The organism is Escherichia sp. WS568 (genome assembly GCF_046486085.1).
Lineage (GTDB): Bacteria > Pseudomonadota > Gammaproteobacteria > Enterobacterales > Enterobacteriaceae > Escherichia > Escherichia coli.
The window spans coordinates 1-10551 of sequence record NZ_JBJQMC010000006.1 but is presented as its reverse complement, the minus strand read 5'-3'; the positions used below and the strand labels follow the sequence as shown (position 1 = coordinate 10551).

At 51.3% G+C, this 10551-nt stretch carries 14 protein-coding genes; 13 read left to right on the top strand and 1 reads right to left on the bottom strand.

From position 1 onward, the window contains the following. The first annotated feature begins 64 nt into the window (after positions 1-64). The 4 genes from kefG to slyD all read left to right on the top strand — a co-directional run bounded on the left by kefG (position 65) and on the right by slyD (position 3316). Entirely contained in the window at positions 65-616 is a 552-nt protein-coding gene (kefG, locus tag ACJHWR_RS08505; RefSeq protein WP_001297514.1) for a glutathione-regulated potassium-efflux system ancillary protein KefG, read from the top strand. Next, positions 616-2421, top strand: coding sequence for a glutathione-regulated potassium-efflux system protein KefB (kefB, locus tag ACJHWR_RS08500; RefSeq protein WP_000399156.1), 1806 nt, complete (start codon positions 616-618; stop codon positions 2419-2421). The genes kefG and kefB overlap by 1 nt, the downstream gene beginning before the upstream one ends. A 9-nt stretch (positions 2422-2430) precedes the next feature. Next, positions 2431-2631 (top strand): YheV family putative zinc ribbon protein, encoded by a 201-nt coding sequence (locus ACJHWR_RS08495; RefSeq protein WP_001007730.1) that lies wholly within the window; start codon positions 2431-2433, stop codon positions 2629-2631. Positions 2632-2725: 94 nt separating this feature from the next. Next, the gene (gene slyD / locus ACJHWR_RS08490) at positions 2726-3316 is read left to right on the top strand and encodes a peptidylprolyl isomerase (RefSeq protein WP_000861334.1); all 591 of its coding nucleotides are present in this window, start codon (positions 2726-2728) and stop codon (positions 3314-3316) included. Positions 3317-3365: 49 nt separating this feature from the next. Here the strand turns inward: slyD and ACJHWR_RS08485 are convergent, their stop codons facing one another. After that, the gene (locus ACJHWR_RS08485) at positions 3366-3584 is read right to left on the bottom strand and encodes a protein SlyX (RefSeq protein WP_001153615.1); all 219 of its coding nucleotides are present in this window, start codon (positions 3582-3584) and stop codon (positions 3366-3368) included. A 220-nt stretch (positions 3585-3804) separates the two neighbouring features. Here ACJHWR_RS08485 and fkpA point away from each other — a divergent pair, with 220 nt between their 5' ends. From fkpA to ACJHWR_RS08440, 9 genes are all read left to right on the top strand, one after another. After that, entirely contained in the window at positions 3805-4617 is an 813-nt protein-coding gene (gene fkpA, locus ACJHWR_RS08480) for an FKBP-type peptidyl-prolyl cis-trans isomerase (protein ID WP_000838261.1), read from the top strand. Positions 4618-4783: 166 nt separating this feature from the next. After that, on the top strand, positions 4784-5506 hold the full coding sequence (locus ACJHWR_RS08475) for a transcriptional regulator (protein WP_000091466.1): 723 nt from the start codon (positions 4784-4786) through the stop codon (positions 5504-5506). After that, a complete protein-coding gene (gene tusD, locus ACJHWR_RS08470) occupies positions 5506-5892 on the top strand; it encodes a sulfurtransferase complex subunit TusD (RefSeq protein WP_001209685.1) in 387 nt (128 codons plus the stop codon). The genes ACJHWR_RS08475 and tusD overlap by 1 nt, the downstream gene beginning before the upstream one ends. Beyond that, the gene (tusC, locus tag ACJHWR_RS08465; RefSeq protein ID WP_000820714.1) at positions 5892-6251 is read left to right on the top strand and encodes a sulfurtransferase complex subunit TusC; all 360 of its coding nucleotides are present in this window, start codon (positions 5892-5894) and stop codon (positions 6249-6251) included. Before tusD ends, tusC begins: the two co-directional genes overlap by 1 nt. 7 nt (positions 6252-6258) lie before the next feature. Next, positions 6259-6546: a sulfurtransferase complex subunit TusB gene (gene tusB, locus ACJHWR_RS08460; protein ID WP_000903385.1), complete on the top strand. Its 288-nt coding sequence runs from the start codon at positions 6259-6261 to the stop codon at positions 6544-6546. Between the two features lie 125 nt (positions 6547-6671). Beyond that, positions 6672-7046, top strand: coding sequence for a 30S ribosomal protein S12 (gene rpsL, locus ACJHWR_RS08455; RefSeq protein WP_000246815.1), 375 nt, complete (start codon positions 6672-6674; stop codon positions 7044-7046). Between the two features lie 96 nt (positions 7047-7142). After that, positions 7143-7613 carry a 30S ribosomal protein S7 gene (rpsG, locus tag ACJHWR_RS08450; protein WP_001138043.1) on the top strand — a complete coding sequence of 157 codons (471 nt, stop codon included), beginning with the start codon at positions 7143-7145 and terminating at the stop codon, positions 7611-7613. A 96-nt stretch (positions 7614-7709) separates the two neighbouring features. Next, positions 7710-9824: an elongation factor G gene (gene fusA, locus ACJHWR_RS08445; protein WP_000124700.1), complete on the top strand. Its 2115-nt coding sequence runs from the start codon at positions 7710-7712 to the stop codon at positions 9822-9824. Between the two features lie 70 nt (positions 9825-9894). After that, a partial coding sequence (locus ACJHWR_RS08440; protein ID WP_038346973.1) for a GTP-binding protein occupies positions 9895-10551 on the top strand: 657 nt, incomplete at its 3' end.

Below are 10551 nucleotides of genomic sequence, written 5' to 3'. Positions count from 1 at the left end.
GCACCGGGCGCAATGGTAGCCCAAAACAGCGACTATACACAAAAACCATACCGGGAGGGGGATGATGTCTCAGCCAGCGAAAGTTTTGCTGCTGTATGCCCATCCGGAATCTCAGGACTCGGTGGCAAACCGGGTACTGCTTAAACCGGCCACGCAGCTCAGCAATGTTACCGTGCACGACCTTTATGCGCACTATCCCGACTTTTTTATTGATATCCCTCGTGAGCAGGCATTACTGCGCGAGCACGAGGTGATTGTCTTTCAGCATCCTCTTTATACCTATAGCTGCCCGGCGCTACTGAAAGAGTGGCTGGACCGGGTATTAAGCCGTGGTTTTGCCAGCGGACCGGGGGGAAACCAACTGGCGGGAAAGTACTGGCGTAGCGTGATTACCACCGGCGAGCCGGAAAGTGCTTACCGTTATGACGCGCTGAATCGCTACCCGATGAGCGATGTGCTGCGCCCCTTTGAACTGGCGGCGGGCATGTGCCGGATGCATTGGTTGAGTCCCATCATTATTTACTGGGCGAGACGGCAAAGCGCACAGGAGCTGGCGAGTCACGCCAGAGCCTACGGTGACTGGCTGGCAAATCCGCTGTCTCCAGGAGGCCGCTGATGGAAGGTTCCGATTTTTTACTCGCAGGAGTGTTGTTTCTCTTCGCGGCGGTGGCTGCGGTGCCGCTGGCATCGCGGCTGGGTATTGGCGCTGTGTTGGGATATTTGCTGGCAGGGATTGCAATTGGCCCGTGGGGGCTGGGTTTTATTAGCGACGTCGATGAGATCCTCCACTTTTCGGAACTCGGCGTGGTGTTCCTGATGTTTATCATCGGCCTGGAGTTGAATCCCTCCAAGCTTTGGCAATTGCGGCGTTCGATTTTTGGCGTAGGCGCGGCACAGGTGCTGTTAAGCGCGGCGTTGCTGGCGGGATTATTGATGCTGACCCATTTCTCATGGCAGGCGGCGGTGGTCGGTGGCATTGGCCTTGCGATGTCTTCAACTGCAATGGCGTTGCAATTGATGCGTGATAAAAGGATGAATCGCAGCGAATCCGGCCAGTTAGGTTTCTCGGTACTGCTGTTTCAGGATCTGGCGGTGATCCCGGCACTGGCGTTAGTGCCGTTGTTGGCGGGTTCGGCAGACGAACATTTCGACTGGATGAAGATCGGCATGAAGGTGCTGGCGTTTGTCGGCATGCTGATTGGCGGGCGCTATTTACTGCGTCCGGTATTCCGTTTTATTGCAGCTTCTGGTGTGCGGGAAGTGTTCACCGCCGCGACGCTGCTGCTGGTGTTGGGTTCCGCATTGTTTATGGATGCGCTGGGGTTGTCGATGGCGCTCGGTACGTTTATTGCGGGTGTGCTACTGGCGGAAAGTGAATATCGCCATGAACTGGAAACGGCTATCGATCCCTTCAAAGGCTTGCTGCTCGGTTTGTTCTTTATCTCTGTCGGCATGTCACTCAACCTCGGGGTGCTTTATACCCATCTGTTGTGGGTAGTGATAAGTGTGGTTGTGCTGGTGGCGGTGAAAATTCTCGTGCTGTATCTGCTGGCGCGATTGTATGGCGTGCGTAGCTCAGAGCGGATGCAGTTTGCTGGCGTGTTGAGTCAGGGCGGTGAGTTTGCCTTTGTCCTCTTTTCTACCGCTTCTTCACAACGCTTATTCCAGGGCGACCAGATGGCGCTGTTGCTGGTGACGGTGACGCTTTCCATGATGACCACGCCGCTGCTGATGAAGCTGGTAGATAAATGGCTATCCCGCCAGTTTAACGGACCGGAAGAAGAAGACGAAAAACCATGGGTCAACGATGATAAACCCCAGGTCATTGTCGTGGGCTTTGGGCGTTTTGGTCAGGTGATTGGTCGTTTGCTGATGGCAAATAAAATGCGCATTACTGTACTGGAGCGGGATATCAGTGCCGTTAACCTGATGCGCAAATATGGCTACAAAGTTTATTACGGCGACGCCACGCAGGTAGATCTTTTACGTTCTGCGGGTGCAGAGGCCGCTGAGTCTATCGTCATTACCTGTAACGAGCCGGAAGACACCATGAAACTGGTGGAAATATGCCAGCAGCACTTTCCGCATTTGCATATTCTTGCGCGAGCGCGCGGACGTGTGGAAGCGCATGAGTTATTACAGGCAGGGGTGACGCAGTTTTCCCGTGAAACATTCTCCAGTGCGTTAGAGCTGGGGCGCAAGACGCTGGTCACGCTTGGCATGCATCCGCATCAGGCACAGCGGGCGCAACTGCATTTTCGCCGCCTGGATATGCGGATGCTGCGAGAGCTCATCCCAATGCATGCCGATACCGTACAAATTTCTCGCGCCAGGGAAGCCCGACGCGAACTGGAAGAGATTTTCCAGCGTGAAATGCAACAAGAACGACGCCAGCTGGACGGCTGGGATGAATTTGAGTAGAGGGTAAAGATGGCAATCCGAAAACGTTTTATTGCGGGGGCAAAATGCCCGGCCTGTCAGGCGCAGGATTCAATGGCGATGTGGCGCGAAAATAATATTGATATTGTTGAATGTGTTAAGTGCGGACATCAGATGCGAGAAGCAGACAAAGAAGCCCGCGATCACGTTCGCAAAGATGAGCAAGTGATCGGGATTTTTCATCCGGACTAGCGATATGCGCCGAGTTTTTTTAAGCTAGTGAGTACACGGCTGCAGAATTCCGCTACAATCTGCGCCACTATTCTTCCCATGCTCAGGAGATATCATGAAAGTAGCAAAAGACCTGGTGGTCAGCCTGGCCTATCAGGTACGTACAGAAGACGGTGTGTTGGTTGATGAGTCTCCGGTGAGTGCGCCGCTGGACTACCTGCATGGTCACGGTTCCCTGATCTCTGGCCTGGAAACGGCGCTGGAAGGTCACGAAGTTGGCGACAAATTTGATGTCGCTGTTGGCGCGAACGACGCTTACGGTCAGTACGACGAAAACCTGGTGCAACGCGTTCCTAAAGACGTATTTATGGGCGTTGATGAACTGCAGGTAGGTATGCGTTTCCTGGCTGAAACCGACCAGGGTCCGGTACCGGTTGAAATCACTGCGGTTGAAGACGATCACGTAGTGGTTGATGGTAACCACATGCTGGCTGGTCAGAACCTGAAATTCAACGTTGAAGTTGTGGCGATTCGCGAAGCGACCGAAGAAGAACTGGCTCATGGTCACGTTCACGGCGCGCACGATCATCACCACGATCACGACCACGACGGTTGCTGCGGCGGTCATGGCCACGATCACGGTCATGAACACGGTGGCGAAGGCTGCTGCGGCGGTAAAGGTAACGGCGGTTGCGGTTGCCACTAATACCGAAAAAGTGACAAAAAAGCGGGGGAATCCCCGCTTTTTTTACGCCTCAATAATGTGGCGGTGGCGTTTCTTCAGCCTGCGACGCGATGTTCGACGGCTGGCTGGCTTTTAGCTTCTCGGTCAGCAGACGCAGATGATCGCGCAGTTTCGCCATCTCCATTTCATGAGCGGTCACCGTGACGTTCAGTTCTTCAATGGTGATTTCCTGAAAAGCCAGTCGGCTCTCCAGCTCTGCCAGGCGTGCTTCCAATGATAAATCCTGCATGATTCACCTCTTTTGTCGAATGGTTGCCGCGGATTCTACTTAACTTTGCCGCCCGAGACAGCACTCATTTCGCGGTCATCGAAACTAATTTAAACAAAAAGAGTCTGAAAATAGATGATAATAGGGCGTGTCTGTATGTAGATTTGTTCGACAACGCTTTATAGTACCCTTCTGATAATAGTTAACCCTGGGGTGAGATGCCCCGATCCTGGAGATATGGATGAAATCACTGTTTAAAGTAACGCTGCTGGCGACCACAATGGCCGTTGCCCTGCATGCACCAATCACTTTTGCTGCTGAAGCTGCAAAACCTGCTACAACTGCTGACAGCAAAGCAGCGTTCAAAAATGACGATCAGAAATCAGCTTATGCACTGGGTGCTTCGCTGGGTCGTTACATGGAAAACTCTCTTAAAGAACAAGAAAAACTGGGCATCAAACTGGATAAAGATCAGCTGATCGCTGGTGTTCAGGATGCATTTGCTGATAAGAGCAAACTTTCCGACCAAGAGATCGAACAGACTCTGCAAGCATTCGAAGCTCGCGTGAAGTCTTCTGCTCAGGCGAAGATGGAAAAAGACGCGGCAGATAACGAAGCGAAAGGTAAAGAGTACCGCGAGAAATTTGCCAAAGAGAAAGGTGTGAAAACCTCTTCAACTGGTCTGGTTTATCAGGTAGTAGAAGCCGGTAAAGGCGAAGCACCGAAAGACAGCGATACTGTTGTCGTGAACTACAAGGGTACGCTGATCGACGGAAAAGAGTTCGACAACTCTTACACCCGTGGTGAACCGCTCTCTTTCCGTCTGGACGGTGTTATTCCGGGTTGGACAGAAGGTCTGAAGAACATCAAGAAAGGCGGTAAGATCAAACTGGTTATTCCACCAGAACTGGCTTACGGCAAAGCGGGTGTTCCGGGGATCCCACCGAATTCTACCCTGGTGTTTGACGTAGAGCTGCTGGATGTGAAACCAGCGCCGAAGGCTGATGCAAAGCCGGAAGCTGATGCGAAAGCCGCAGATTCTGCTAAAAAATAAGCATTAAGAACCGCCGCCTGACCAGGCGGCGGTTTTTTTATTACAGGCCGGATATAATTAGTGCTGGAAAGCGGAACCTCCGCTGTATTAATTTAGTTACCCGCATCATTAATGAGCCTGCCCTGAAAAGTTAACGACAGGCTCCTGAAAAGGAGTGTTTTTTTTCATGTCCAGGTCGCTTTTAACCAACGAAACCAGTGAGTTGGATTTACTGGATCAACGTCCTTTCGACCAGACCGATTTTGATATTCTGAAATCCTACGAAGCGGTGGTGGACGGGTTAGCGATGCTTATTGGCTCCCACTGTGAAATCGTTTTGCACTCTTTGCAGGATCTAAAATGTTCAGCCATTCGCATTGCTAACGGTGAACATACAGGCCGGAAGATTGGTTCGCCAATTACTGACCTGGCGCTACGTATGCTGCACGATATGACGGGAGCGGATAGCAGCGTTTCTAAATGCTACTTTACTCGCGCCAAAAGCGGCGTATTAATGAAGTCCCTGACTATCGCGATTCGTAACCGCGAACAGCGTGTAATTGGTCTGCTGTGCATCAATATGAATCTTGATGTTCCCTTCTCGCAGATTATGAGCACCTTTGTGCCGCCAGAAACCCCGGATGTCGGTTCAAGCGTCAACTTTGCCTCTTCTGTTGAAGATCTGGTTACCCAAACGCTGGAGTTCACCATCGAAGAAGTGAATGCCGATCGCAATGTTTCTAATAACGCCAAAAATCGTCAGATCGTGCTGAATCTCTACGAGAAAGGGATCTTCGATATTAAAGATGCGATCAACCAGGTTGCTGACCGCCTGAACATCTCCAAACACACTGTCTATCTCTACATCCGCCAGTTCAAGAGCGGTGATTTCCAGGGGCAAGATAAGTAATGCGTTTTGCCATCGTGGTGACCGGGCCAGCATACGGTACGCAACAGGCGAGTAGTGCTTTTCAGTTTGCGCAGGCACTGATAGCCGAAGGCCATGAGTTAAGCTGCGTCTTTTTCTATCGGGAAGGGGTCTATAACGCTAACCAATTGACCTCACCGGCAAGCGATGAATTTGACCTTGTGCGCGGCTGGCAACAGTTGAATGCGCAACATGGTGTGGCGCTGAATATCTGCGTAGCGGCAGCGTTACGCCGCGGTATCGTCGATGAAACTGAAGCAGGAAGGCTGGGGCTGGCTTCGTCAAACCTTCAGTCGGGATTTACCTTAAGCGGACTTGGCGCGCTGGCGGAAGCCTCGCTGACCTGTGACAGGGTGGTACAGTTCTGATGAAACGAATTGCGTTTGTTTTTTCTACTGCACCTCATGGTACAGCTGCAGGCCGGGAAGGTTTAGATGCTTTACTGGCAACTTCCGCATTAACTGACGATCTGGCTGTCTTCTTTATAGCTGATGGCGTTTTTCAGCTGCTGCCAGGACAAAAGCCCGATGCAGTGCTGGCGCGTGATTACATTGCCACTTTTAAATTGTTGGGTCTGTACGACATTGAACAGTGCTGGGTTTGTGCGGCTTCACTGCGCGAACGCGGGTTAGATCCGCAGACACCCTTTGTTGTCGAAGCCACGCCGCTCGAAGCAGATGCCTTACGCCGCGAACTCGCCAACTACGATGTTATTTTGAGGTTTTGAGGCGTTTATGCTGCATACATTACATCGTTCACCCTGGCTGACGGATTTTGCTGCGCTGCTGCGTCTGCTCAGTGAAGGCGACGAACTGCTATTATTGCAAGATGGCGTAACTGCCGGAGTTGACGGTAACTGCTACCTTGAAAGTCTGCGTAATGCCCCCATTAAGGTCTATGCCCTGAACGAAGACCTTATTGCCCGCGGTTTGACTGGTCGAATTTCGAACGACATCATTCCCATTGACTATACTGATTTCGTCAGACTTACGGTTAAGCACTCCAGCCAGATGGCCTGGTGATGGCGGGATCGTTGTATATTTCTTGACACCTTTTCGGCATCGCCCTAAAATTCGGCGTCCTCATATTGTGTGAGGACGTTTTATTACGTGTTTACGAAGCAAAAGCTAAAACCAGGAGCTATTTAATGGCAACAGTTAACCAGCTGGTACGCAAACCACGTGCTCGCAAAGTTGCGAAAAGCAACGTGCCTGCGCTGGAAGCATGCCCGCAAAAACGTGGCGTATGTACTCGTGTATATACTACCACTCCTAAAAAACCGAACTCCGCGCTGCGTAAAGTATGCCGTGTTCGTCTGACTAACGGTTTCGAAGTGACTTCCTACATCGGTGGTGAAGGTCACAACCTGCAGGAACACTCCGTGATCCTGATCCGTGGCGGTCGTGTTAAAGACCTCCCGGGTGTTCGTTACCACACCGTACGTGGTGCGCTTGACTGCTCCGGCGTTAAAGACCGTAAGCAGGCTCGTTCCAAGTATGGCGTGAAGCGTCCTAAGGCTTAATGGTTCTCCGTTAAGTAAGGCCAAACGTTTTAACTTAAATGTCAAACTAAACTCGTAGAGTTTTGGACAATCCTGAATTAACAACGGAGTATTTCCATGCCACGTCGTCGCGTCATTGGTCAGCGTAAAATTCTGCCGGATCCGAAGTTCGGATCAGAACTGCTGGCTAAATTTGTAAATATCCTGATGGTAGATGGTAAAAAATCTACTGCTGAATCTATCGTATACAGCGCGCTGGAGACCCTGGCTCAGCGCTCTGGTAAATCTGAACTGGAAGCATTCGAAGTAGCTCTCGAAAACGTGCGCCCGACTGTAGAAGTTAAGTCTCGCCGCGTTGGTGGTTCTACTTATCAGGTACCAGTTGAAGTCCGTCCGGTTCGTCGTAATGCTCTGGCAATGCGTTGGATCGTTGAAGCTGCTCGTAAACGCGGTGATAAATCCATGGCTCTGCGCCTGGCGAACGAACTTTCTGATGCTGCAGAAAACAAAGGTACTGCAGTTAAGAAACGTGAAGACGTTCACCGTATGGCCGAAGCCAACAAGGCGTTCGCACACTACCGTTGGTAATCCCTTCGGAGTTTTAGTCACCAGGCGGGCGCTTCCAGTAAGCAGCCCGCTTTGGGCTACTTAAATTGAACGCCTAAAAGATAAACGAGGAAACAAATGGCTCGTACAACACCCATCGCACGCTACCGTAACATCGGTATCAGTGCGCACATCGACGCCGGTAAAACCACTACTACCGAACGTATTCTGTTCTACACCGGTGTAAACCATAAAATCGGTGAAGTTCATGACGGCGCTGCAACCATGGACTGGATGGAGCAGGAGCAGGAACGTGGTATTACCATCACTTCCGCTGCGACTACTGCATTCTGGTCTGGTATGGCTAAGCAGTATGAGCCGCATCGCATCAACATCATCGACACCCCGGGGCACGTTGACTTCACAATCGAAGTAGAACGTTCCATGCGTGTTCTCGATGGTGCGGTAATGGTTTACTGCGCAGTTGGTGGTGTTCAGCCGCAGTCTGAAACCGTATGGCGTCAGGCAAACAAATATAAAGTTCCGCGCATTGCGTTCGTTAACAAAATGGACCGCATGGGTGCGAACTTCCTGAAAGTTGTTAACCAGATCAAAACCCGTCTGGGCGCGAACCCGGTTCCGCTGCAGCTGGCGATTGGTGCTGAAGAACATTTCACCGGTGTTGTTGACCTGGTGAAAATGAAAGCTATCAACTGGAACGACGCTGACCAGGGCGTAACCTTCGAATACGAAGATATCCCGGCAGACATGGTTGAACTGGCTAACGAATGGCACCAGAACCTGATCGAATCCGCAGCTGAAGCTTCTGAAGAGCTGATGGAAAAATACCTGGGTGGTGAAGAACTGACTGAAGCAGAAATCAAAGGTGCTCTGCGTCAGCGCGTTCTGAACAACGAAATCATCCTGGTAACCTGTGGTTCTGCGTTCAAGAACAAAGGTGTTCAGGCGATGCTGGATGCGGTAATTGATTACCTGCCATCCCCGGTTGACGTACCTGCGATCAACGGTATCCTGGACGACGGTAAAGATACTCCGGCTGAACGTCACGCAAGTGATGACGAGCCGTTCTCTGCACTGGCGTTCAAAATCGCTACTGACCCGTTTGTTGGTAACCTGACCTTCTTCCGTGTTTACTCCGGTGTGGTTAACTCTGGTGATACCGTACTGAACTCCGTGAAAGCTGCACGTGAGCGTTTCGGTCGTATCGTTCAGATGCACGCTAACAAACGTGAAGAGATCAAAGAAGTTCGCGCGGGCGACATCGCTGCTGCAATCGGTCTGAAAGACGTAACCACTGGTGACACCCTGTGTGACCCGGATGCGCCGATCATTCTGGAACGTATGGAATTCCCTGAGCCGGTAATCTCCATCGCAGTTGAACCGAAAACCAAAGCTGACCAGGAAAAAATGGGTCTGGCTCTGGGCCGTCTGGCTAAAGAAGACCCGTCTTTCCGTGTATGGACTGACGAAGAATCTAACCAGACCATCATCGCGGGTATGGGCGAACTGCACCTCGACATCATCGTTGACCGTATGAAGCGTGAATTCAACGTTGAAGCGAACGTAGGTAAACCGCAGGTTGCTTACCGTGAAACTATCCGCCAGAAAGTTACCGATGTTGAAGGTAAACACGCGAAACAGTCTGGTGGTCGTGGTCAGTATGGTCATGTTGTTATCGACATGTACCCGCTGGAGCCGGGTTCAAACCCGAAAGGCTACGAGTTCATCAACGACATTAAAGGTGGTGTAATCCCTGGCGAATACATCCCGGCCGTTGATAAAGGTATCCAGGAACAGCTGAAAGCAGGTCCGCTGGCAGGCTACCCGGTAGTAGACATGGGTATTCGTCTGCACTTCGGTTCTTACCATGACGTTGACTCCTCTGAACTGGCGTTTAAACTGGCTGCTTCTATCGCCTTTAAAGAAGGCTTTAAGAAAGCGAAACCAGTTCTGCTTGAGCCGATCATGAAGGTTGAAGTAGAAACTCCGGAAGAGAACACCGGTGACGTTATCGGTGACTTGAGCCGTCGTCGTGGTATGCTCAAAGGTCAGGAATCTGAAGTTACTGGCGTTAAGATCCACGCTGAAGTACCGCTGTCTGAAATGTTCGGATATGCAACTCAGCTGCGTTCTCTGACCAAAGGTCGTGCATCATACACCATGGAATTCCTGAAGTATGATGAAGCGCCGAGTAACGTTGCTCAGGCCGTAATTGAAGCCCGTGGTAAATAAGCCTAAGGGTTAATACCAAAGTCCCGTGCTCTCTCCTGAAGGGGAGAGCACTATAGTAAGGAATATAGCCGTGTCTAAAGAAAAATTTGAACGTACAAAACCGCACGTTAACGTTGGTACTATCGGCCACGTTGACCACGGTAAAACTACTCTGACCGCTGCAATCACCACCGTACTGGCTAAAACCTACGGCGGTGCTGCTCGTGCATTCGACCAGATCGATAACGCGCCGGAAGAAAAAGCTCGTGGTATCACCATCAACACTTCTCACGTTGAATATGACACCCCGACCCGTCACTACGCACACGTAGACTGCCCGGGGCACGCCGACTATGTTAAAAACATGATCACCGGTGCTGCTCAGATGGACGGCGCGATCCTGGTAGTTGCTGCGACTGACGGCCCGATGCCGCAGACTCGTGAGCACATCCTGCTGGGTCGTCAGGTAGGCGTTCCGTACATCATCGTGTTCCTGAACAAATGCGACATGGTTGATGACGAAGAGCTGCTGGAACTGGTTGAAATGGAAGTTCGTGAACTTCTGTCTCAGTACGATTTCCCGGGCGACGACACTCCGATCGTTCGTGGTTCTGCTCTGAAAGCGCTGGAAGGCGACGCAGAGTGGGAAGCGAAAATCCTGGAACTGGCTGGCTTCCTGGATTCTTACATTCCGGAACCAGAGCGTGCGATTGACAAGCCGTTCCTGCTGCCGATCGAAGACGTATTC

What these genes read in the sequence shown, in the direction of transcription:
- kefG (WP_001297514.1), top strand. Translation starts at nt 65, where the DNA reads ATGTCTCAGCCAGCGAAAGTTTTGCTGCTGTATGCCCATCCGGAATCT.
- kefB (WP_000399156.1), top strand. Translation starts at nt 616, where the DNA reads ATGGAAGGTTCCGATTTTTTACTCGCAGGAGTGTTGTTTCTCTTCGCG.
- ACJHWR_RS08495 (WP_001007730.1), top strand. Translation starts at nt 2,431, where the DNA reads ATGGCAATCCGAAAACGTTTTATTGCGGGGGCAAAATGCCCGGCCTGT.
- slyD (WP_000861334.1), top strand. Translation starts at nt 2,726, where the DNA reads ATGAAAGTAGCAAAAGACCTGGTGGTCAGCCTGGCCTATCAGGTACGT.
- ACJHWR_RS08485 (WP_001153615.1), bottom strand. Translation starts at nt 3,584, where the DNA reads ATGCAGGATTTATCATTGGAAGCACGCCTGGCAGAGCTGGAGAGCCGA.
- fkpA (WP_000838261.1), top strand. Translation starts at nt 3,805, where the DNA reads ATGAAATCACTGTTTAAAGTAACGCTGCTGGCGACCACAATGGCCGTT.
- ACJHWR_RS08475 (WP_000091466.1), top strand. Translation starts at nt 4,784, where the DNA reads ATGTCCAGGTCGCTTTTAACCAACGAAACCAGTGAGTTGGATTTACTG.
- tusD (WP_001209685.1), top strand. Translation starts at nt 5,506, where the DNA reads ATGCGTTTTGCCATCGTGGTGACCGGGCCAGCATACGGTACGCAACAG.
- tusC (WP_000820714.1), top strand. Translation starts at nt 5,892, where the DNA reads ATGAAACGAATTGCGTTTGTTTTTTCTACTGCACCTCATGGTACAGCT.
- tusB (WP_000903385.1), top strand. Translation starts at nt 6,259, where the DNA reads ATGCTGCATACATTACATCGTTCACCCTGGCTGACGGATTTTGCTGCG.
- rpsL (WP_000246815.1), top strand. Translation starts at nt 6,672, where the DNA reads ATGGCAACAGTTAACCAGCTGGTACGCAAACCACGTGCTCGCAAAGTT.
- rpsG (WP_001138043.1), top strand. Translation starts at nt 7,143, where the DNA reads ATGCCACGTCGTCGCGTCATTGGTCAGCGTAAAATTCTGCCGGATCCG.
- fusA (WP_000124700.1), top strand. Translation starts at nt 7,710, where the DNA reads ATGGCTCGTACAACACCCATCGCACGCTACCGTAACATCGGTATCAGT.